This window comes from Streptomyces sp. NPDC060205, assembly GCF_042728395.1.
Taxonomy (GTDB): domain Bacteria; phylum Actinomycetota; class Actinomycetes; order Streptomycetales; family Streptomycetaceae; genus Streptomyces.
Genome location: NZ_JBHWZP010000023.1, coordinates 1 through 22,049 on the forward strand (window position 1 = coordinate 1; position 22,049 = coordinate 22,049).

General features: G+C 71.1%; 19 protein-coding genes. 13 read left to right on the plus strand and 6 right to left on the minus strand.

The genetic code is table 11. From position 1 onward, the window contains the following. The coding region (locus tag ACFWGJ_RS06405; protein ID WP_387321426.1) for a D-alanyl-D-alanine carboxypeptidase family protein at positions 1 to 1,132 on the minus strand (1,132 nt) is incomplete at its 3' end. 113 nt (positions 1,133 to 1,245) lie between these two features. Beyond that, positions 1,246 to 2,391, minus strand: a complete 1,146-nt coding sequence (rho, locus tag ACFWGJ_RS06410) for a transcription termination factor Rho (RefSeq protein ID WP_387321427.1) — start codon at positions 2,389 to 2,391, stop codon at positions 1,246 to 1,248. Between the two features lie 351 nt (positions 2,392 to 2,742). On the opposite strand from rho, the gene ACFWGJ_RS06415 reads away from it, so the two are divergent. The 4 genes from ACFWGJ_RS06415 (at position 2,743) to ACFWGJ_RS06430 (ending at position 7,015) form a co-directional block, all read left to right on the plus strand. Next, complete coding sequence (locus tag ACFWGJ_RS06415; RefSeq protein WP_387321428.1) at positions 2,743 to 3,930, plus strand: flavin-dependent monooxygenase; 1,188 nt, start codon at positions 2,743 to 2,745, stop codon at positions 3,928 to 3,930. 39 nt (positions 3,931 to 3,969) lie between these two features. After that, positions 3,970 to 5,259, plus strand: a complete 1,290-nt coding sequence (locus ACFWGJ_RS06420) for a cytochrome P450 (RefSeq protein ID WP_387321429.1) — start codon at positions 3,970 to 3,972, stop codon at positions 5,257 to 5,259. A 125-nt stretch (positions 5,260 to 5,384) separates the two neighbouring features. Continuing rightward, positions 5,385 to 5,726, plus strand: coding sequence for a YciI family protein (locus ACFWGJ_RS06425; RefSeq protein ID WP_387321430.1), 342 nt, complete (start codon positions 5,385 to 5,387; stop codon positions 5,724 to 5,726). After that, entirely contained in the window at positions 5,723 to 7,015 is a 1,293-nt protein-coding gene (locus ACFWGJ_RS06430; protein ID WP_387321431.1) for an RNA polymerase sigma factor, read from the plus strand. The genes ACFWGJ_RS06425 and ACFWGJ_RS06430 overlap by 4 nt, the downstream gene beginning before the upstream one ends. Before the next feature lie 22 nt (positions 7,016 to 7,037). Here the strand turns inward: ACFWGJ_RS06430 and ACFWGJ_RS06435 are convergent, their stop codons facing one another. Continuing rightward, positions 7,038 to 8,621, minus strand: coding sequence for an alpha-amylase family glycosyl hydrolase (locus ACFWGJ_RS06435; protein ID WP_387321432.1), 1,584 nt, complete (start codon positions 8,619 to 8,621; stop codon positions 7,038 to 7,040). Positions 8,622 to 8,785: 164 nt separating this feature from the next. Here ACFWGJ_RS06435 and ACFWGJ_RS06440 point away from each other — a divergent pair, with 164 nt between their 5' ends. The 7 genes from ACFWGJ_RS06440 (at position 8,786) to corA (ending at position 16,166) form a co-directional block, all read left to right on the plus strand. Then, positions 8,786 to 9,520, plus strand: coding sequence for a class I SAM-dependent methyltransferase (locus ACFWGJ_RS06440; RefSeq protein ID WP_387321433.1), 735 nt, complete (start codon positions 8,786 to 8,788; stop codon positions 9,518 to 9,520). A gap of 312 nt (positions 9,521 to 9,832) precedes the next feature. After that, the gene (gene kdpF / locus ACFWGJ_RS06445; RefSeq protein ID WP_073447570.1) at positions 9,833 to 9,922 is read left to right on the plus strand and encodes a K(+)-transporting ATPase subunit F; all 90 of its coding nucleotides are present in this window, start codon (positions 9,833 to 9,835) and stop codon (positions 9,920 to 9,922) included. Positions 9,923 to 9,929: 7 nt separating this feature from the next. Further along, positions 9,930 to 11,594 carry a potassium-transporting ATPase subunit KdpA gene (gene kdpA / locus ACFWGJ_RS06450; protein WP_387321434.1) on the plus strand — a complete coding sequence of 555 codons (1,665 nt, stop codon included), beginning with the start codon at positions 9,930 to 9,932 and terminating at the stop codon, positions 11,592 to 11,594. Further along, positions 11,591 to 13,702 (plus strand): potassium-transporting ATPase subunit KdpB, encoded by a 2,112-nt coding sequence (gene kdpB, locus ACFWGJ_RS06455; protein ID WP_387321435.1) that lies wholly within the window; start codon positions 11,591 to 11,593, stop codon positions 13,700 to 13,702. Before kdpA ends, kdpB begins: the two co-directional genes overlap by 4 nt. Positions 13,703 to 13,736: 34 nt before the next feature. After that, on the plus strand, positions 13,737 to 14,366 hold the full coding sequence (locus ACFWGJ_RS06460) for a potassium-transporting ATPase subunit C (protein ID WP_387321466.1): 630 nt from the start codon (positions 13,737 to 13,739) through the stop codon (positions 14,364 to 14,366). Positions 14,367 to 14,518: 152 nt separating this feature from the next. Beyond that, on the plus strand, positions 14,519 to 14,932 hold the full coding sequence (locus tag ACFWGJ_RS06465) for a VOC family protein (RefSeq protein ID WP_387321436.1): 414 nt from the start codon (positions 14,519 to 14,521) through the stop codon (positions 14,930 to 14,932). 151 nt (positions 14,933 to 15,083) lie between these two features. After that, positions 15,084 to 16,166 carry a magnesium/cobalt transporter CorA gene (gene corA, locus ACFWGJ_RS06470; protein WP_387321437.1) on the plus strand — a complete coding sequence of 361 codons (1,083 nt, stop codon included), beginning with the start codon at positions 15,084 to 15,086 and terminating at the stop codon, positions 16,164 to 16,166. A 90-nt stretch (positions 16,167 to 16,256) separates the two neighbouring features. Here corA and ACFWGJ_RS06475 read toward each other — a convergent pair whose 3' ends face one another. Continuing rightward, on the minus strand, positions 16,257 to 17,078 hold the full coding sequence (locus ACFWGJ_RS06475; RefSeq protein WP_387321438.1) for an alpha/beta fold hydrolase: 822 nt from the start codon (positions 17,076 to 17,078) through the stop codon (positions 16,257 to 16,259). A gap of 175 nt (positions 17,079 to 17,253) precedes the next feature. After that, entirely contained in the window at positions 17,254 to 19,326 is a 2,073-nt protein-coding gene (locus ACFWGJ_RS06480; protein ID WP_387321439.1) for an ATP-binding protein, read from the minus strand. 168 nt (positions 19,327 to 19,494) lie between these two features. Between ACFWGJ_RS06480 and ACFWGJ_RS06485 the strand changes: the two genes are divergently transcribed. After that, positions 19,495 to 20,400: an MEDS domain-containing protein gene (locus ACFWGJ_RS06485; protein WP_387321440.1), complete on the plus strand. Its 906-nt coding sequence runs from the start codon at positions 19,495 to 19,497 to the stop codon at positions 20,398 to 20,400. Next, entirely contained in the window at positions 20,397 to 21,365 is a 969-nt protein-coding gene (locus tag ACFWGJ_RS06490) for an anti-sigma factor RsbA family regulatory protein (RefSeq protein ID WP_387321441.1), read from the plus strand. Before ACFWGJ_RS06485 ends, ACFWGJ_RS06490 begins: the two co-directional genes overlap by 4 nt. 33 nt (positions 21,366 to 21,398) lie before the next feature. Here ACFWGJ_RS06490 and ACFWGJ_RS06495 read toward each other — a convergent pair whose 3' ends face one another. Then, positions 21,399 to 21,977, minus strand: coding sequence for a TetR/AcrR family transcriptional regulator (locus ACFWGJ_RS06495; RefSeq protein ID WP_387321442.1), 579 nt, complete (start codon positions 21,975 to 21,977; stop codon positions 21,399 to 21,401). Positions 21,978 to 22,049 lie beyond the last annotated feature (72 nt).

Sequence of the window (22,049 nt, forward strand, 5' to 3'; positions counted from 1 at the left end):
CGCCCGGACCGGGGCCGGGCCGTGCCCCGGCGGCCGGACCCGCGGTGGCCCGCGAAGCAGGACGAGGCAGCAGCGAGCCGACCGGATCGACCCGGCCGGTGGCCCCGAAACCCCAGTCGAGCAAGGAGCGCGCCTCCTCGTACACGGCGAACCTGCCGCCCTCCTGAGGGTTCATCACGGTGACGACGAGGGTGTGCCCGCCCCGGCGCGCGGCGGCCACGAGCGTGCTGCCCGCCTGGGACGTGGACCCGTTCTTGATGCCGATGAGCCCCGGATAGGGCGCGACGCCGTCGGCACCGGAGAGCAGCCGGTTGGTGTTCTCGATCTCGTACGCCCAGCCGTCGCCGGGGAACTTCGCGCGGACGGTGGCGCAGTAGCGGACGAAGTCCGTGTTGCGGAGCCCCGCGCGCCCGAAGACGGCCAGGTCGTACGCGGACGACACCTGCCCGGGCATGTCGTAGCCGTCGGGGGAGACGACGTGGGTGTCACGGGCGCCCAGGGAACGGGCCTTGGCCTGCATCTGGGCGGCCGTGGCGCGCCAGCCGCCGTTCATCGCGGCGAGGACGTGGACGGCGTCGTTGCCGGAGTTGAGGAAGACGCCCCGCCACAGGTCGGACGCCCGGTAGGTGTGCCCCGCGCGGACCCCGACCAGGCTGCTGCCGGGGCCGATGCCGGACAGGTCGGCCTCGGTGACGGTGTGCCGGACCGCCGAGGGCAGCACCGGGAGCACGGTCACCGCGAACAGGGTCTTGAGCGTGCTGGCGGGCGGCAGCGCGAGGTGGGCGTTGTGTGCCGCGAGCACGTCGCCGGTGTCGGCGTCGGCCACCAGCCAGGACCGGGCGGACATCTCCTGCGGCACGCCGGGCGCTCCGGCCCGGAGCCTGACCTGTGTCCCGGGACGGTCCAAGGCCGGGGATGGTGAGGGCGGCGAGGACTTCGCGGGAGGCGCGGGCGGGGGATGGGCGGTGCTCGGAGTGGGCCCGGTGTGTGCGCTGCCCGCTCCGACGCGAGGGGCGACGGCCGTGTGCGCCCCGCCGAGGGCCGCGACCGGTCCCGGCGCGAGGGCGAGTGCCCCGACGACGCAGAGGGCGGAGCAGGAGACGGCCGTGCGGGCAGGGAGTCCGATGGTCATACCGCAAACGTAGGAACGCGCAGGTCGCAAGGCGAACCGCCTCGGCCGAACGGAGCTGCCGAACACCCGGATGCCGCAGCGGACGCCGATGCGCGGCAGGTGTCCGAGGCCGCTTACTGGCTGCCCGGCACGGTCTGCTGGACCTGCCGGAGGAAGGTCGCGTTGTCCGGGGTCCGCCGCAGCCGCTCCAGCAGGGTCTCCAGACCTGCCTGCCCGTCACCGCGGGAGTGCAGGGCGCGCCGCAGTCCTCGTACGGCGGTCAACTCCGAGGCGGGGACGAGGAGTTCCTCGCGGCGGGTGCCGGACGGGGTGATGTCTACGGCGGGGAAGACGCGGCGGGACGCGAGGGTGCGGTCCAGCCGGAGCTCCATGTTGCCGGTGCTCTTGAGCTCCTCGAAGTAGTAGTCGTCGGCGCGGGAGCCGGTGTCCACGAGGGCCGTGGCGATGATGGTGAGCGAGCCGCCCTCCTCGGCGAGCCGGGCCGCGCCGAAGAGCCGCTTGGGCCCCTGGAGCGAGCCCGCGTCGACACCGCCGCTGAGGGTGCGGCCACCCGAGGCGGCCGCGTTGTTGTGGGCCCGGCACAGCCGGGTGAGCGAGTCGAGCAGGATCACGACGTCCTGGCCCGCCTCGACGAGCCGCTTGGCCCGCTCGACGGCCAGCTCGGCCAGCGCGATGTGCTGCTTGGGGCTCTGGTCGAAGGTGGAGGCGAACACCTCGCCGCGCACGGAGCGACGCATGTCGGTCACCTCCTCGGGACGCTCGTCGAGGAGCACCACCATCAGACGGGTCTCGGGGTGGTTGCCGGCCACGGCGGCGGCCAACTGCTGGAGCAGTACGGTCTTGCCGGTCTTGGGCGGGGCGACGATCAGGCCGCGCTGGCCCTTGCCGATCGGCGCGACCAGGTCGACGAGGCGGGTGGTCGCACCGCCCGCGGGGTGTTCGAGGCGCAGCCGCTCGCGCGGGTGCAGCGGGGTCAGGTCACGGAAGTGCGGACGGCTCCGTGCCTCGTCGGCGGGACGGCCGTTGATCCGCCGGACCTCGGTGAGGGCGCGCTGCCGGCCGCGCAGTCCTTCGACGTGGTCGCCCTTGCGCAGGCCGTACCGGCGGATCAGCGAGGTGGGGACCTGAAGGTCGGCCGCTCCGGGGAGCAGGTTCTCGGCGCGCAGGTGGCCCTGCCCGTTCGAGGTGAGGTCGAGTACGCCGGTGGCCTGCTCCAGGTCCGTGACGGGAGTGGGCGGGCGTTCGAGTGTGGTGGTCATGGTGGGTGTCCTTTCGCGGACGGATGGTTGAAGTTCTCGGCTGGGTCGCACGGTTGGGGGAGAGGCCGGAGCAGGGGCGGTGACTTCACGCCCTGCCGGCGGAACGCGGCACTTCTCGAAACGCGTACGACGGACGAAGGCCGTACGAAGAGAGGTGCTGCGAAGAAGATGCTGTGCGCCGGTCGGGAATCGACGGGCGGACCAGCGGGAGAGGAGAAAATCTGCACCGGCGCCTGAAGGAGGCGTACACAGGTGCTGATGGCACTGTAGCACCCTCGCGTCCGGTGGCGTGGGAAGTGGCCGGATCCCGGGGCGTTGACACAGGTGGTGCCGCACGCCACGGTGGTCGGCATGGTCGATGCCGGGATCGTCGCACGCATACGGGAGTTACGGCCGCTGATCAGGCAGAACGCGCTGCGGGCCGAGCACGACCGGCGGGTGCCGGACGAGGTCGTCGCCGCGCTGAGCGGCACCGGTGTGCACCGGATGAACGTCCCCGCGCGATACGGCGGTCACCAGACCCCGCTGCACATCCAGGTCGACGCGTTCGCCGAGATCGCCCTCGAATGCGCCTCCACCGCATGGGTGACACTCAGTCAGGCGGGTGTCTCGTACATCGCGGCGCTCTTCCCCGACGAGGCGCAGGACGACTTCTTCACCGGACCGGCCGGACCCGATGTCAGGATCGGCGGCACGCTCGTCCCCGGCGCCACGGCGGTGCCGTACGACGGGGGCTATCGGGTGGACGGCGCCTCGGGCTTCGCGACCGGCTGCCATCACGCGCACTGGCATCTGCTGACGGCCGCGGTCGTCCCCGCCGACGGACCGCCCCGGGAAGGACCGCCCGAGATCCTTTGGCTCGCGGTGCCGATGTCCGAGCTGGAGATCCTGGACGACTGGGACACCACAGGTCTCGCCGGTACTGGCAGCAACACCGTCGTGGCCCGGAACATTCCCGTCCCCGCACACCGGGTGCTCCCGGTCGGGCCGATGCTGGCCGGGCGGACCCCCTCGAAGACCAACGCGGAGGACCCCTTCTACCGCATGCCCGTGCTGCTGCTGTTCTGCGCCTGGACGGCGTCGGCGGCGCTGGGCCTCGGGCGGGCGGCGCTGACCGAGTTCGGCGAGCGCATCCACCGGCGCGGCATCACGTACACCTTCCACGAGCGGCAGGACGAGGCCACCGTCACCCATCTCCAGTTCGCCGAGGCGCAGATGAGGATCTCCGCCGCCGAACTGGTGGCCGCCCGGCTGATCGCCGAGATCGAGACCAAGGCCCGTGACGGCGACCCGTACACCCCGCTGGAGCGGTCCAGGATCCGGGCCGAGTGCGGCTATCTCACAAGGCTCTGCAAGGAGGGCGTCGACCTGCTCGCCTCGGCCGCCGGTGCCTCCTCCCTGCAGCGGTCGGTGCCCCTGCAGCGCATCGCCCGGGACATCAACGCCCTGACGCTGCACTCCTTCGTCAACCCCGCCACCAACCTGGAGATCCACGGCCGCGTACTCTCGGGCGTCGACCCGGGCACCCCCTTCCTGTGACGGCCTCCGACTGCCGTCGACCGCAGTCAGGAGATCGCGATGGACAGCACGGCAGCCGAACCGTCGAACAGAACCGCAGCTGCACCCGGCACGTCCGGAGTGCCACACCGCCTGGACCCGGCCGGCGGCTGTCCGCACGCCGACAACGCGCGTCTTCTCGCCCGCGGAGCCGTGGCGCCGGTCGTCCTGCCCGGCGGGGTGGACGGTATGGCGGTCCTGGGGCACGAGGCACTGAAGGAGTTCCTCGCACACCCGCAAGTCGCCAAGGGCGCGAGCCACTTCACCGCGCTCCGGGAAGGCCGCATCGCCCCCGGCTGGCCCCTCGCCACCTTCGCGACGGTACGGGGCATGACGACCGCGGACGGCGACGACCACCGGCGGCTGCGGTCGCTCGTCAGCAGGGCGTTCACCGCCCGGCGCGTCGAGCAACTACGGCCACGCGTCGCGGAGTTGACCGAAGAACTGCTCGACGGTCTGGAGCGTGCGGCCCACGACGGCGGGGGAGTCGCCGATCTGCGCGCGCACTTCGCGATGCCGCTGCCCATGGGCGTCATCGGTGAACTGCTCGGTGTGGACGCCGAGTTCCGCGACCGGCTCCACCATCTCTCCAACCAGGTCGTCGCCACCGACATCGGCCCCGAGCGCGCGCTGGCCGCCAACCGGGAACTGATGGCCGTCCTCGGCGCGGTCGTCCAGGCCAGAACGGACCGGCCCGGTGACGACCTCACCAGCGCGCTGATCGCCGCCCGCGACGAGGGCGGCGACCGGCTCACCCACGAGGAACTCCTCGGCACCCTCGTCCTGATGATCATCGCCGGACACGAGACCACACTGAACCTGATCACCAACGCCGTACGCGCCCTGTGCGGCCACCGTGACCAGCTGGAACGCATCGTGCGGGGCGAGGCGGGCTGGGCCGACGCGGTCGAGGAGACCCTCCGCTGGGACGCGCCGGTCAGCTACTTCCCCTTCCGCTATCCCGTCGGAGACCTGATCGTCGACGGCACCCTCATACCCGGGGGCACACCCGTCCTCGCCGGCTACTCGGCCGCGGGCCGCGACCGCGCCGCGCACGGCCCCGACGCCGACCTCTTCGACGTCACCAGGCCCGCCGGACCCGGCGCCGCCCGGCATCTGTCCCTCGGGCACGGCGCCCACTACTGCCTGGGCGCCCCACTGGCCCGGATGGAGTCCGCCATCGCCCTGGAACGCCTGTTCACACGCTTCCCCGGCCTCGACCTCGCCGTACCCGAGACGGAGCTCACCCGCGGCGCCAGTTTCGTGGGCAACAGCGTCCAGGAGCTCCCCGTAAGGGTGTGGAGGCCGTAGGGGTGTGAGGGCGGCTTGCCGGAGCAATCATGGAGGGTGTGTCGATCCGGCCCGGGCCCGTTCGTCGGTGGGGTGCAAGGACCTCTGCACACCGGGATCGCACCCACGCACCACCGGGAGGAACCATGAAGTACGTGATGTTCATCTGCACACCCGTCGACGGTGAGGAGCTGAGCCCCGAGGAGATCGCCGACGACCCCCGTTTCACCTCGTACATCGACCATGTGCGCGCCGGTGGCATGGTGAAGGGCGGCGCACGGCTGCGGCCGGCCGACGCCGCCACCACCGTCCGCGTCCAGGGCGACGAGGTACTGCTCAGCGACGGCCCGTTCGCGGAGTCCAAGGAGTACATCGCGGGCTTCGACATCATCGACGTCGCCGACCTCGACGAGGCCATCGCGCTCGCCTCCCGCCATCCGGCCGCACTGGGCGGTGGATCGGTCGAGGTACGGCCGATCTGGGAATGAGCGGCGGCGCAGAGGTGGAGAAGGACGGAGGCGCGGACGGCGTCGAGGAGGCCGTCGGCGCCGCCTTCCGCGAGGAATGGGGCCAAGTCGTCGCCACCCTGATCCGGGTGACCGGCGACTGGGACCTCGCCGAGGAGTGCGCCCAGGACGCCTTCACCCAGGCCCTCGACCGGTGGCGGCGCGACGGAGTACCGCGCCGCCCCGGCGCCTGGCTGACCACGACCGCGCGCAACCGCGCCAAGGACGTCACACGCCGCCGAGCGGTGGGAGCGGCGAAACTGCGGGAGGTCGCGATGCTGGCACGGGACGGGGGACCCGGCGGCCCGCGGGACCCGGACTCCGACGACGACAGCGGGGTGACGGACGACCGGCTGCGGCTGATCTTCACCTGCTGCCATCCCGCGCTGCCCGTCGAGGCCAGGGTCGCCCTGACCCTGCGCACCCTCGCGGGGCTCACCACCCCCGAGATCGCCCATGCCTTCCTCGTCCCCGAGGCGACGATGGCGCAACGCCTCGTCCGGGCCAAACGCAAGATCCGCAACGCCGGCATCCCCTACCGGGTACCGCCCGCGCATCTGCTCCCCGAACGTACGACGGGGGTGCTGGGCGTCGTGTACCTGCTGTTCAACGAGGGGTACGCGGCCTCGTCCGGCGCGGACCTGATCCGTACGGACCTCTGCGCGGAGGCCGTCCGGCTGGCGCGGGTGCTGGTCCGCCTCATGCCCGACGAACCCGAGGTACTGGGTCTGCTCGCGCTCCTGCTCCTGCACGACGCCCGGCGCGGCACCCGCGTGGACGCGGCCGGGGACCTGGTCACACTGGAGGACCAGGACCGTACGTCCTGGGACCGGGCGGAGATCGACGAGGGCGCGGCCCTGCTGGAGACCGCGCTGCGCCGGGGGCGGCCGGGCCCGTACCAGATCCAGGCGGCCGTCGCGGCCTGTCACACCACCGCGGCCACGGCACAGGACACGGACTGGGCGGACATCGCCGGACTGTACGCCGAGCTGGAACGCCGGGTGCCGTCCGCCGTGGTGCGCCTCAACCGCGCGGTGGCTGTCGGCATGGCCGAGAGCCCCGAGGCCGGGCTGGCCCTCGTCGCGGCGCTTGAGGAGAGCGGGGAACTGGCGGACTACCACCTGCTGCCCGCCACCCGGGCGGACCTCCTGCGGCGCACGGGACGTCTGGAGGAGGCCGCCGAGGCGTACGGACAGGCGCTGGAGCTGGTGGAGAACGACGCCGAGCGGCGCTTCCTGCGCAAGCGGCTCGCGGAGTGCCGACCGGGCTGACGCCGGCCTGCTGGACGCGGTGCTAAGGGGTCAGCTCGAAGATTCCGTAGCCGAACGCCTCCGCCGTGAGCGTGCCGCCGTCGGTGACGACACCGGACGCTTCGAGGGCCCGGCCCGGCCGGAGGTCCCCGAGCGGGCAACTCGTCTGCTCCTGGCGGGGGTTGACGACCACGAGATACCGTCCGCCGCGTACGTGCACGAAGGGGTAGCCCTCGTGCACCACCTCCACCGAGCCGTCCGGGCCGAGTTCGGGTGTGGAGGTGCGCAGGGCGATGAGACGGCGTACGAGGTGCAGGAGGGACGTGTCGTCGGCGCGCTGGGCGGCGACGGTGGGACGGCCGGGATCCGGGTCGACCGGGAGGTAGGGGTGCTCGGACGTGGAGAAACCGGCGTTCGGGCTGTCGTCCCACTGCATCGGCGTACGGGAACCGGCGCGGTTGTAGGCGGGCCCGAGCACACTGCCCTCCGTGTCGGGGAGGTCCGGGACGTACCGCATGCCGATCTCGTCGCCGTAGTAGATCGCGGGCAGCGTGGGCCAGGTGAGCTGGAAGACGAAGGCGGCCGGGAGCTGTTCGGCCGAGCGCGGCCCGCAGTTGAGGCGCGAGAAGTCGTGGTTGGCGGTCGGCAGCGAGATGAAGCCGCTGTCGCCGAGGGCCGTCGACGCCTGCCGCCAGGCCTCGACGAAGGGCCGCGGCGAGCCCTTGCCGCCCGGGTCGAAGAAGCAGTCCAGCGGATCCCATTCGAGGTTGACGGTCCCGGAGCCGTTGCTCCACAGCGAGCGCAGCGCGAGACCGTCCGTGGGACCGCCGAACTGGAGGAAGAAGTCCGTGTGGAACCCCGCAGGGACGGACACCTCCGGCTCGCCCCACTCCGAGAGGATCACCGCGTCCGGGTGGCTGCGGTCCAGCCAGTGACGCAACTGTGTCCAGATCCTGCTCGTCTCCGCCTTGTCCGGGTCGTCCTTGACGAGCGAGGCGGCCATGTCGACGCGGAAGCCCGACAGGCCGAGGCCCAGCCAGTGGTCCATGATCGTGCGGAGTGCCTCCCGGTTGGCGCGCGGGCCCTCCGCGTCCACCGGCTGACGCCAGGGCTCGGCCGGATCCGTGCGCGCGTAACCGAAGTTGAGGGCGGGCTGGAAGGCGAAGAAGTTCGGCAGATACGCACCCGGACGGCTGCCGGGGGAGGCCACGAAACCGTCCGGGCGGCCCTCCGCGGTCCAGATGTAGCGATGGTCGTCGGGATCGTCCGCCGACGCGGTGAACCACGGGTGCCGGTCGGAGGTGTGTCCCGCGACCAGATCGAGGAGTACGCGGATCCCGTGGCCGCGCGCCCGGTCGACGAGCTTGGCGAGGTCGTCGTTCGAGCCGTAGCGGGGGGCTACGTTCAGATAGTCGGAGACGTCGTAACCCGCGTCCCCGAAGGGCGATTCGAAGCACGGGTTCAGCCAGACGGTGTTCACCCCGAGCCAGGCCAGATGGTCCAGCCGTTCGCAGATGCCGTCGAAGTCACCGATGCCGTCGCCGTTCGAGTCCGCGAACGACTGCGGGTAGATCTGGTAGAAGACCGCGTCGGCCAGCCATGCGGGTGCGGGGCGGAAGGAGCTCATGGGGCAGGTACAGCCTTTCCCTGGGCGGAACGTCCTCGATGTCGAGGGTGACAGTGCCCGCACGTGTCCGAAAGGCCACGCCCTGGCCAGGGCCCGGGCGGGAAACCCCGGAAAGCCCCAGGAAGTCCTCGGGAAACCGGCAGGAAGCCCTAAGCTGATCGACGATGTTCACCCCTCAGGGCCCCACGTTCCGCGAACTCGCCGTGCAGGCGCTGTCGTCCGTCGAGCACGGCTACGACCTCCTCGCCCCGAAGTTCGACCACACCCCGTTCCGTACGCCGGACGCGTTCCTGCGGTCCGTCGAGCGGGCCCTGACGGGCATGGGGCCGTTCGGGCGCGGGCTCGACCTGTGCTGCGGCACCGGCGCGGGCATGGACGTGCTGGGCACGGTGTGCTGGGAGAGCGTCACCGGCGTCGACATCAGCGCGGGCATGCTCGCCGAGGCGCGACGGCGTGAACGGCCCGGCGGACCGTCCCCCGCCTGGGTGCGCTGTGACGCCCTGGCCCTGCCGTTCGGCCCGGTCTTCGACCTGGTCGTGAGCTTCGGGGCGTTCGGACACTTCCTGCCCCGCGAACTGCCCGGTCTGTTCGAGCAGGTCCACTCGGTGCTCAGGCCCGGCGGCCGGTTCGCCTTCCCGATCATGGCGCCGGCCCGCCCCGGTTCGCCCGGCTACTGGGCCATGCTCGGCTTCGACGCGGCGATGAAGGTGCGCAACGCGGTGTGGCGTCCGCCGTTCGTCATGTACTACCGCGCGTTCCGGCTCGACGACGTGCGACGGGAGCTGACCCGCGCGGGCCTCACCGTCGAACTGCACGCCCTGTCCGAGTTCGGCCGCCGGGACGACGGCAGCCCGCGCTGCCGCATGGTGGTGGCCACAAAGCCCGGACCAGCGGTTTAGCCGCTTCGGGGATGCTCCGGGGCCACTCGGGGGTGCCGGTTGCACGGCGGTGCGTCGTACGGGCGTATGAGATCCGTCAAGAGCGCACACAACGGCGTCAGGGAGCCGTCAACGTGCGCCGCGAGCGGTTCCGCCGGATGTTTGCTCTGAAGGTCAAGGCGTTCGGCCGGGGCACTGGCGCGGTCCGCCAGGGCACCGGCACCGCATCCGGAACCTCATTCAGGAGCTCACGATGGCCGATGTGGCCTTCGTCGTCACCACGATCGCGCTGTTCGCGCTGGTGGCCCTCGTCGCCAAGGGGGTGACGAAGCTGTGACCGCCGAGAACCTTGTCGGCCTGATCGTGGCCGTCGCCCTGCTGGGCTATCTCGTCCTCGCCCTTGTGTTCCCCGAGAGGTTCTGAGCACGACATGAGCCCCGTACTCGCCGGCATCCTTCAGCTGCTGGCACTCATAGCGGCGCTGGCACTCGCCTACCGCCCCCTCGGCGACTACATGGCCCGGGTCTACTCCTCGGACCGGCATCTGCGCGTCGAGAAGTGGATCTACAAGGGCATCGGCGCCGACCCGGACACCGGGATGCGCTGGCCCGCGTACCTGCGCGGAGTCCTCGCCTTCTCCGCCGCAGGCGTGCTCTTCCTGTACCTCCTGCAGCGCCTGCAGGGCGTGCTGCCCGGTTCGCTCGGCTTCTCCTCCATCGACCCGGACCAGGCGTTCAACACCGCCGTCTCCTTCGTCACGAACACCAACTGGCAGTCGTACTACGGCGAACAGGCCATGGGCCACGTCGTGCAGACCGCCGGTCTGGCCGTGCAGAACTTCGTCTCCGCGGCCGTCGGCATCGCGGTCGCCGTCGCCCTCGTACGAGGCTTCGCGCGCACCCGCAACGGCGACCTCGGCAACTTCTGGGCGGACCTCGTCCGCGGGGTCGTCCGCATCCTGATACCGCTGTCCGTGATCGCCGCGATCGTCCTGGTCGCCTGCGGAGTGATCCAGAACTTCTCCGGCATCCACGAGGTCGGCCAGTTCTCGGGCGGCTCGCAGCAGTGGAACGGCGGCGCGGTCGCCTCCCAGGAGGCCATCAAGGAACTCGGCACCAACGGCGGCGGCTACTTCAACGCCAACAGCGCCCACCCCTTCGAGAACCCCACCCCCTTCTCGAACCTCTTCGAGATCTTCCTGATCCTGGTCGTGCCGTTCTCGCTGACCCGCACCTTCGGCCGGATGGTCGGCAGCCTGAAGCAGGGCTACGCGATCCTCGCCACCATGGCCACCATCTGGGTCGGCTTCGTCGCCCTGATGATGTGGACCGAGTTCGCCCACCACGGCCCCGCCTTCGACCTCGCGGGCGGCGCGCTGGAGGGCAAGGAGACCCGCTTCGGCGTCGGCGCCTCGTCGATCTTCGCGGTGTCCACGACGCTGACCTCGACCGGCGCGGTGGACTCCTTCCACTCCTCGTTCACGGGCCTCGGCGGCGGCATCACCCTGCTGGGCATGCAACTCGGCGAGATCGCGCCCGGCGGCACCGGATCCGGCCTCTACGGCATGCTGATCATGGCGATCATCGCGGTGTTCATCGCCGGTCTGATGGTCGGCCGCACCCCCGAGTACCTGGGCAAGAAGATCGGCACCCGCGAGATCAAGTTCGCGGCCCTGTACATCCTCATCACCCCGGCACTCGTCCTCGTCCTCACCGCCGCGGCGATGGCCCTGCCGACGCCGGGCCACTCGATGACCAACACCGGTGCGCACGGCTTCTCCGAGATCCTGTACGCCTACACGTCCGCCGCCAACAACAACGGCTCGGCCTTCGCGGGTCTGAACGCGGACACCCAGTGGTTCAACACCACCCTGGGCGTGGCGATGCTGCTCGGCCGGTTCGTGCCCATGGTCTTCGTCCTGGCGCTCGCCGGTTCGCTCGCCGGACAGAAGCCCGTACCGGAGACCGCGGGCACGCTGCGCACGGACAAACCGCTGTTCACCGGACTGCTGGTGGGCGCGATCCTCATCATCACCGGTCTCACGTATTTCCCCGCGCTCGCGCTGGGTCCGCTGGCGGAGGGGCTGGCATCATGACGACACACATACACCCCGACAGCGACAGCGACACCGGTGCCGGCACCGGCGCACCGGCCGCACGCACTGGCGGCGAAGGCCGGGTCGGCGGGGGTCTCTTCGACCCGAAGCAACTGGTCAAGTCGCTGCCGGACGCCTTCCGCAAACTGGACCCGCGGGTGATGGTCAAGTCCCCCGTGATGTTCGTGGTGCTGGTCGGCTCGGTCCTGACGACGCTCTTCTCGTTCAAGGACCCGGGCGACTGGTTCGGCTGGACGATCAGCGCCTGGCTCTGGCTGACCGTGATCTTCGCCAACCTGGCGGAGGCGGTGGCGGAGGGCCGTGGCAAGGCGCAGGCGGACACCCTGCGCAAGGCCAAGACCGACACCGTGGCCAGGCGTCTGCGCGGTGCCGAGGAGGAAGCGGTTCCCGGCACCGAACTGCGCATCGGCGACCGGGTCGTCTGCGAGGCCGGCGACATCATCCCCGGCGACGGTGACGTCGTCGAGGGCGTGGCCTCCGTGGACGAGTCGGCGATCACGGGGGAGTCCGCCCCCGTCATCCGCGAGTCCGGCGGCGACCGCTCGGCCGTCACCGGCGGCACCAAGGTGCTGTCCGACCGCATCGTCGTCAAGATCACCACGAAGCCCGGCGAGACCTTCATCGACCGCATGATCAACCTGGTCGAGGGCGCAGCCCGGCAGAAGACGCCCAACGAGATCGCGCTGAACATCCTGCTCGCCTCGCTGACGATCGTCTTCCTCCTCGCGGTGGCCACGCTGCCGCCGTTCGCGAACTACGCGGGCACGCACCTCACGATGGTCGTGCTGGTGGCGCTGCTCGTCTGTCTGATCCCGACCACGATCGGCGCGCTGCTCTCCGCGATCGGCATCGCCGGCATGGACCGGCTGGTGCAGCGCAACGTCCTGGCCATGTCCGGCCGGGCGGTCGAGGCCGCCGGTGACGTGTCCACGCTGCTGCTCGACAAGACCGGCACCATCACGCTCGGCAACCGGCAGGCCGCCGAGTTCGTGCCCGTCACCGGCACCACCGAGGCCGAACTGGCCGACGCCGCGCAGCTCTCCTCGCTGGCCGACGAGACCCCCGAGGGCCGTTCCGTCGTCATCCTGGCGAAGGAGCGGTACGGACTGCGCGAGCGCCACCAGGGCGAGCTGGCGCACGCCGAGTGGATCACCTTCACCGCCCAGACCCGGATGTCCGGCGTCGACGTCGACGGACGCAGGGTCCGCAAGGGAGCGGCCGGCTCCGTCGTCGCCTGGGTGAAGGAGCGGGGCGGCACGGTCGCCGCGGACGTGGCGGACCGGACCGACCGGATCTCCGAGGCGGGCGGCACCCCGCTGCTCGTGGCCGTCGACGACACCGAGGGCGCCCGTGTGCTGGGTGTCATCCACCTCAAGGACGTCGTCAAGGACGGGATGCGCGAGCGGTTCGGCGAACTGCGCCGCATGGGCATCAGGACCGTCATGATCACCGGCGACAACCCGCTGACGGCCAGGGCCATCGCCGAGGAGGCGGGCGTCGACGACTTCCTCGCGGAGGCCACCCCCGAGGACAAGATGGCGCTCATCAAGCGTGAGCAGGCGGGCGGCAAGCTCGTCGCGATGACGGGCGACGGTACGAACGACGCGCCGGCGCTGGCCCAGGCGGACGTGGGGGTGGCCATGAACACGGGCACCTCGGCCGCCAAGGAGGCCGGGAACATGGTCGACCTCGACTCCAACCCGACCAAGCTCATCGAGATCGTCGAGATCGGCAAGCAGCTCCTCATCACCCGGGGCGCGCTGACGACGTTCTCCATCGCCAACGACGTCGCCAAGTACTTCGCGATCATCCCCGCGCTGTTCGCGGCGGTCTACCCGGGCCTGGACAAGCTCAACGTCATGCAGCTGTCCTCGCCGGACTCTGCGATCCTCGCCGCGGTGATCTTCAACGCGCTGGTCATCATCGCGCTGGTGCCGCTCGCCCTGCGCGGAGTGCGGTACCGGCCGGTCAGCGCCGACCGGCTGCTGCGGCGCAACCTCGGCATCTACGGCCTGGGCGGACTGATCGCGCCCTTCATCGGCATCAAGCTCATCGACCTGCTCCTCTCCCTCGTCCCCGGGCTGTAACTCCCCGACCTTCCTCGAAAGCGTGCTGATCGTCATGAACAACTCGGTCACGAACACCGCCCGGCTGCTGGGCGCGGGGCTGCGGGCGCTCCTGGTCCTCACCGTCGTCTGCGGGGTGCTCTACCCCCTCGCCGTGACGGGCGTCGCCCAGGCGCTCTTCAACTCGAAGGCGAACGGGTCGGAGATCACCTCGGGCGGCAAGGTCGTCGGCTCCTCGCTGATCGGCCAGCAGGGCTACGGACTCGACTATTTCCAGCCCCGGCCGGCCAACGGCCTCGGCGAGAACTCGGTCAACACCCAGTACAAGCTGATCCTCTCGGGCGCCACCAACCGCTCCGGCGACAACGCCGAACTGATCACCTGGGTGAAGGAGGCCAAGGCCAAGGTCGTCAAGGACAACTCGACGGCCGACTACAAGGTCAGGCCGTCCCAGGTCCCCGCCGACGCGGTGACGTCCTCCGGATCCGGCCTCGACCCGGACATCTCCCCGGCCTACGCCGACCTCCAGGTGCACCGGGTCGCCGAGCGGAACGGCCTGTCCGTGGCCCGGGTGCGGCAGCTCGTGGACCGGCACACCGACGGCCGCACGCTCGGTTTCATGGGCGAGCCCCGGGTGAACGTCCTCGAACTCAACACCGCGCTCAAGGAACTGACCAAGGGCTGACCCCGGGGTGAGCCGGGCGCTGACCCGGGGTGAGCGGGGCCGGGGGTGCCGCCAGGCGGTCGGGAGAGGCCGATCGCCTGGTCAGGGCCGTTGTCAGTGGCCCGCGCTAGTCTGCGGACACCTGCTCGTTCTGTCCGATCTGGGAGGTTTCCATGGCTTCACGCCTCAACCCCTACATCAGCTTCGACGGCGACGCCCGGCCGGCGATGGAGTTCTACAAGGAGGTCTTCGGCGGCACGCTGGCGCTGAACACCTTCGGGGAGGCCGGTGCGCCGGGCACCCCGGAGGCCGACCAGATCATGCACGGCATGCTGGAGACGCCGAGCGGCTTCACCCTGATGGGAGCCGACACCCCACCGGGCATGGAGTACACGCCGGGCGGCAACTTCTCGGTGAGCCTGAGCGGCGACGACGAGAGCGAGCTGCGCGGCTACTGGGAGAAGCTGTCCGCCGGGGGCACGGTCTCCGTCCCGCTGGAGAAACAGATGTGGGGCGACGTGTTCGGGATGTGTACGGACCGGTTCGGCATCCCCTGGATGGTCAACATCGGCCAGGCGCAGCCATAGCGACAGGCCCTTGGAGCGGGCGGCCCGGCCGGGCCGCCCGCCCCGGTCGCGCCGGGCACCTGTGGGCGAGGCGGTCGCGGACCGGTGGCACGGGGAGGTCGTGGACCGGTGGCACACTGACCCGGTCACCGAAGGAGCCCAGTCAGTGCCCATGATCCGCAACCTCAGCAGAGTGGTCCGCCGCGCCTACCGCCGCACGGTGGACCTCAGCCATCCCGCCCGTTCCCCCCTCGGCAGCGCGGTGGAGAACTGCGTGGTCTACCGCGAGGGCGGACGGCAGCCCGGCGACTGGGCGCCGGGCGAGGCGATCCGCCGGACCCGCGAGCGCCGGGAGGGCTTCGTCTGGATCGGTCTGCACGAGCCCACCGAGGAGGAGTTCGCCGGCCTCGCCAAGCTGTTCGGCCTGCATCCGCTGGCCGTGGAGGACGCGATCCACGCCCATCAGCGGCCGAAGGTCGAGCGCTACGACGACACACTGTTCGCCGTCTTCAAGACCGTCCGGTACGTCGAGCACGAGCAGCTCACCGCGACCAGCGAGGTCGTGGACACCGGCGAGGTGATGGTCTTCGTCGGCCGGGACTTCGTGATCACCATCCGGCACGGCAGCCACGGCTCCCTCGGTCCGCTCCGGGAGGCCCTGGAGCGGCTGCCCGACCAGCTCCAGAAGGGGCCCTCGGCGGTCCTGCACGCCATCGCGGACCAAGTGGTCGACGACTACCTCGACGTCACGGACGCCGTTCAGAACGACATAGAGGCCGTCGAGACCGCGGTCTTCGCCGAGCGCACCGCCCGCGGCGACGCCGGCCAGATCTACCAGCTCAAGCGCGAGCTCCTCGAACTGAAGCGGGCGGTGGCGCCCCTGCACCGGCCCCTGCAGATCCTCGCCCATGAACCGCCGGCCGCCGTCTCCCCGGAGATACAGCCGTACTTCCGTGACGTGGCCGACCACCTGGCCCGTGCCACCGAGCAGATCAACGCCTTCGACGGGCTGCTCGACTCGATCCTCCAGGCCCATGTGGCCCAGGTGACGGTCGCCCAGAACGAGGACATGCGCAAGATCACGGCCTGGGCCGCCATCGTCGCCGTACCGACCATGATCTGCGGCATCTACGGCATGAACTTCGACCACATGCCGGAACTGCACTGGACGTACGGCTATCCGCTGGCCCTCGGTGTCATCGCCACTCTCTGCCTCGGCATCCACCGGGGATTCCGGCGCAACGGCTGGCTCTGAGCCCGGCCGCGCCCAGGGCAGGGCGCGGGCGCGGGCCCGGCTCGTGCGTCGATGCCGGCTCGGGTGCCGCTGCCGGCCCGTGCGTCGGAGTCAGCTCCTGACGAAGGCGAGCAGATCGGCGTTGAAGGCCTTCTCGAACTCGCCGACCAGGCCGTGCGGGGCACCCGGGTACGTCTTGAGCGTGGCGTCCTTGACGAGCTGCGCCGTCTTGAGGGCGGCGGCCCCGATGGGCACGATCTGGTCGTCCTCGCCGTGCGCGACCAGCGTGGGGACGTCGATGCCGCGCAGGTCCTCGGTGAACTCCTGCTCGGAGAACTGCTCGACGCAGTCGTACGCGGCCTTCAGGCCGACCTGCATGCTCCACAGCCAGAAGGAGCGGCGCAGACCCTCCGACACGGTGGCACCGGGCCGGTTGAAGCCGTAGAACGACTCGCTGAGGTCCCAGTAGAACTGCGAGCGGTCCGCCTCGACACCGGCGCGGATGCCGTCGAACACCTCACGGGGAGTGCCCTCGGGATTGTCCGCCGTCTTCAGCATCAGCGGCGGCACGGCGCCCAGCAGGACTACCTTGGCGACCCGCCGGGTGCCGTGGCGGCCGATGTAACGGGTCACCTCGCCGCCGCCGGTCGAGTGACCGACCAGGATCACGTTGTCGAGGTCGAGACCCTCGATGAGTTCGGCCAGGTCGTCCGCGTACCGGTCCATGTGGTTGCCCTGCCAGGGCTGATCGGAGCGGCCGTGGCCGCGGCGGTCGTGCGCGACGGCACGGAAGCCGTTGTCGGCCACCAGACGGGCCTGTCCGTCCCACGCGTCGGCGTTCAGCGGCCAGCCGTGGCTGAAGACGACCGGCCGGCCGGTGCCCCAGTCCTTGTAGAAGATCCCGGTGCCGTCGCTGGTGGTGAAGGTTCCCATGGGGAGTGCCTCTCTGTTCGTGTCGTCACGTGCGCATGCGTGCCCGGCCTCAGGAGCGGCCCGACGCCCGCTCGGTCCGTGACGGCTCGCCGGTGGACATGCTTTCGACACTAAGCGGGTGCGCCGTTTCCGCAATCCGTCGTCCGGCCGCGTTCACGGAGCGGACGGCCGCACGTCAGAGATCCGCCTCGTCCAGTACGCCGTTCAGGGCGAGCCGTATCGCCGCCTCCGGGTCCAGTCCGCGGCCCTCGCGCACGGCCTCGGCGAAAGCGGTGTCGCCGAGGGTGGCCCGGAGCTGGCGTGCGTACTCCCGGCGGAAGACGGTCGCCTCGATGTCGGCGAGCTGGGGGAGTCCGGCCGTGTACCAGAGCCGGGTGCCCACGCCCAGCAGACGGGCCGCGCGCTCGGGCTCACCGGCGGCGGCCTCCCCGGCGATCAGGAGGTCGGCGACGGCTGCCGCGCCCAGCCGGTCGTGGACGCGCCACTTGGCCGCCAGCGCCTCGCGCGCGGAACGCAGCGCCGCTTCCGGCCGCCCGAGCCCTATCCCGGCGAGGGCGACGAAGAAGTCGCCCCAGGCCCGCATCCACAGCTCCCCCCGCTTCGCGCAGTCCAGCCGCAGCCGTTCGGCGACCACCGCGCACCGCTCGAACGCGCCCTGCCCGGCCAGGAGATACGCCTGCACGGCCAGCGTCAGCAGTTGGAAGAACTCCGCGCCGCCCCCGGCCCCGGGCCCCTGGGTGTTGCTGCCGTACAACAGGGCCGACCGCGCGGACTCGCCGCGCACCGCGAGGCTGGCTCCCGTCAACGGCAGCGCGGAGACGGGTAACTGACGTTCGTGCGCCAGCCACACGTACGCCGCGCTCACGGACTCGGCCGCGTCCACGTCGTCCGGTACGACCGTGACCAGCCGGTGCGCCCAGGTCGCCAGGGTGTGCCCGGGGACACTCTCGGGTGTCCGGCGCAGCGCCCGTTCAAGATAGCCGCGCCCCTCGTCGGCGAAGCCGCACGCGAACCAGAAGTACCAGAGCGTGCCGGTGAGTTCGAGCGCCTGCTCGGGCTCCGGCGCCGCCAGGCTCTCCTCCAGCGCGACCCGCAGGTTGGCGTGCTCCACACTCAGCCGTTCGGCCCACATACGCTGGCCGGGGCCCAGCCACTCGGCCTCCCCCTGCCGGGCGATCCAGCGGAAGTAGTCGAGATGACGGGCACGTACGGCGTCCTGTTCGCCGAGGCCCTCCAGCCAGTCGGCGCCGAAGGTGCGGACGGTGTCGAGCATGCGGTACCGCCCGGCCACGCTGTCGTTCTCCCGGGTGACGATCGACTTCTCGGTGAGTGACGCGAGCAGGGCGAGGATCTCCTCCGCGTCCAACGGGCCCCCGTGGCAGACGAATTCGGCGGCCTCCACGTCCCAGCCGCCCGCGAAGACGGACAGCCGCGCCCACAGCAGCCGCTCCAGCGGGGTGCACAGCTCATGGCTCCAGCCGATCGCCGTACGCAGCGTCTGGTGCCGGGCGAGCCGGGGCCGGGCGGGCGAGACGAGCAGGTCGAAACGGGAGTCGAGGCCCTGCAGCAGCCGGTCGAGAGGGAAACCGCGCAGGCGCACCGCGGCCAGTTCCAGGGCGAGCGGAATCCCGTCCAGCCGGGCGCAGACCGCCGCGACGTCGGCCCGGTTGCCGTCGGTCAGCGCGAACGACGGCACGGCGGCGGTGGCGCGGGCCGTGAACAGGGCGACCGCGTCGGAGTGCTCGCCGAGCGGCAGCGGTGCCAGCGACAGCAGATGCTCACCGGGCACCCCCAGTGGCTGGCGGCTGGTGGCCAGGATCCGTAACTCCGGTACGCGCGCGAGGAGTTCCTGGACCACACGGCCGCACTCGGCGAGCACGTGCTCGCAGGTGTCCAGGACGAGCAGCAGGGGTCCGTCGTCGAGGTGCTCGCAGACCGCCACCAGAAGCGGGCGCAGGGTCTGCTCGGTCAGCCGGGTCGCCTCCGCCACCGCGTTCGTGAGGAGGTCGGGGTTCTGCAGATCGGAGAGTTCCACCAGCCATACCCCGCCGGGGAACGCGTCCTGTGCGGCGTGTGCGGCCCGCAGCGCCAGCCGGGACTTGCCGACGCCACCGGGGCCGGTGAGGGTCAGGAGGCGGGTGGACTCCAACAGGGTCCCGATCCGGGCGAGTTCGGACGCGCGGCCGACGAACGTGTTGGGCTCGGCGGGAAGATTGCCGCTCCTGCCGCTGCGTACCGAGGCGCCCATCGCTCCTCCTCACCCGGCCGATGGCGGTCACCCTAACGCTCCGCGACGCCCGTGTCCGAGTCCCGGCGGGGTGACGGAAATCGGGTACTCATCCTCTCGCACAGGTGTCGGCGGGCGTAGCGTGGAGGCGTTCCGGCACACCGAGCGGGAGATCTGGAGGTGCGGGAAATGGAAGTTGTGCCCGCGCTCAGAGCGGTCGGAGAGATGCGCGCCGGAGACCATCTGCTGCTCGGCTACGACGCGGACGAGGAGCGCGAGACCGTGGTCGCCGCGTTTCTCCTCGACGGGCTCGCCAGTGGGCACCGGGGGCTGGTGCTGGGCCCGGCCGATCTGCCGGCCGAACTCGCGCTCACCTTCCTGGAGTCCCGCGGCTGTGCCGTCGACGACGAACTCGCCGCGGGCCGCCTGACGGTGGACCCGCACCTCGGGACGCCCGAGGGGCTGTGGGACCTCGACGAGGTGATCCGCCGCGAGGCGCGCCGCGCGGTCGGGGACGGCTATCTCGGCCTGCGCGTCAGCATGGAGATCATGCGCGGTCAGGCGGGCAAGGGGCTCAAGACGCTGCACGACAGCGAACTCCTCCTGGAACCCGTCTTCGCGTCCCTGCCGGTCCTCGGGATCTGCCAGTACGACCGCAGGGTCTTCGACGACGTGGAACTGGCCCCGCTCGACGGACTGCACCACGGGCGGGTCGCCGCCGACCTGGTGTGGCGCGACGAACTGCTCTCCATCACGCGCACCTTCGCCCCGCCGGGCCTGGCGCTCGCCGGCGAGGTGGACGACACGAACGTGACGGCTCTGGCCCGCGCCCTGCAGGCCGAGACGACCCGCGCCCGGGCCCGTTCGGTCGACGGCACGAGCATCCGGCTCGACCTGCGGGAGCTGGCGTTCATCGACGTGGGCGCGCTGCGCCTGCTGGTTTTCTCGGCCCTGGCCCTGCACACCTCCGGCGGCACCCTGGTCCTGCACGGCGTCGCCCCGCACATCCAGCGTCTGATGCGCGTCACCGGCTGGGACAGGATCCCCGGGCTGCACCTCGACAAGGGGGACGTGAGGGAGGGAGCGATCCCATGACCCGTCCGGGGTTCGTCCATCAGGCGCTGTGCTACGGATCGGAGGAGGACTTCCTGGACGGCGCGGCCACCTTCGCGCTCGACGGCCTGCGCGCCGACGACACCGTCCTCGCGGTGCTCGCGTCGCGCAACATCCGCCTCCTCGGCCGCGCGCTCGGCCGGCGCTCGTGCGAGGTGGAGTTCGTCCGCGCCGACGAGTGGTACGGCTGCCCCTCGCGCACCCTCGGCCACTACCACGCCTACTGCGCCGAGCACGACCTGGACGGGGCGGGCCGCCCAGCCAGGGTCCGGATCATCGGCGAACCCGTCTGGCCCGGCCGTACGCAATTCGAGACACGTGAGTGGATGCGCTACGAGTCCCTGCTCAACGTGGCCTTCGCGGGCTCCGGGCACTGGATACTCTGCCCGTACGACACCCGGGTCCTGCCGGCCGCGGTGGTCCGGTCGGCGACCCGTACCCACCCCGAACTCGCCCTGGGGGCGGGGGAGGCGACGGTCAGCGACCACTACGCGGATCCGGCCGACTTCTCCGCCGAGTGCGACGCGGCGCAGCCCGGCGAACTGCCCGCAGGCCACGACGACATCCCCTTCGGCCGGGACCGGTCCGCGCACGCACGGCACGCCCTGCGCAGCTACGCCCGTGACCTCGGAGTGTCCGAGCAGCGGACGCACGACATGGTCGCCGCGGTGCACGAGGTGATGGTCAACTCCGTGCGCCACGGGGGCGGCCGAGGCGTCCTGCGGCTGCGCAACGACGTCGAGTACGTGATCTGCGAGGTCTCCGACATCGGTACGGCGAAACTGGCCCCGGCGCCACCCTTCCCCGGGCATCTGCCGCCGGACCGCCGGGCCGCGCGCGGCCACGGGATGTGGGTGGTGCGTCAGTTGAGCGATCTGCTCACGGAGACCTTCGATCCCGCGGGCTCGATCGTGCGCCTGTACTTCAAGAGAGCGGTCACCGTGTGACCGCACTGCGACGGCACGCGCGGGGCGCGTTGCTCAGGAGGCCGGGCCGGACGGCAGGGTCGCCAGTCCGGCGCGCAGGAAGGCCATCGCCGTGTCGATGTCGGCCTCCTGGGGCCGATAGCACACTTCGCTGATCACCGCGGCTGCGGCGGCCGACGCCATGCGCGGTCCGAAGTCGTCCGGGGAACTGCCCTGTTCCTCGGCGAGGATCTTCGCGCCGAACTTGATGACCTCCGTCAGCCGCGCCTCGGCGACCGCGCGCAGCTGGGGGTTCAGCTCCAGCACGCGGTCGGTGAGATCGGCCAGGCCCCGGGGCTCGGCGATCTCCTCGCGCAGCCAGCGCTCCAGCGCGTCCAGGATCGTCAGACCGGGCTCCCGGTCGTGCACGGCGGCCCTGACCTGGTCGGTGACGGAGTCGAACTCCGACATCGCCAGTTCCAGTTTGGAAGGGAAATACAGGGTCACCGTACGGGGGGAGACCTCCGCCGCCGCCGCGATGTCGGCGATCGTCGTCGCCTCGAAGCCGCGGTCGGCGAACAGCTCGTAGGCCGCGCGGACGATCGCCTCCCGGCGTCGCGCCTTGCTGCGTTCCCGAAGGCCGTCACTCATCATGACGCCACTTTACCACCCGTAGTTAATTTACATCCGACTGTAAAAATGCTTTAGGGTGTAGAGATGTCGCGG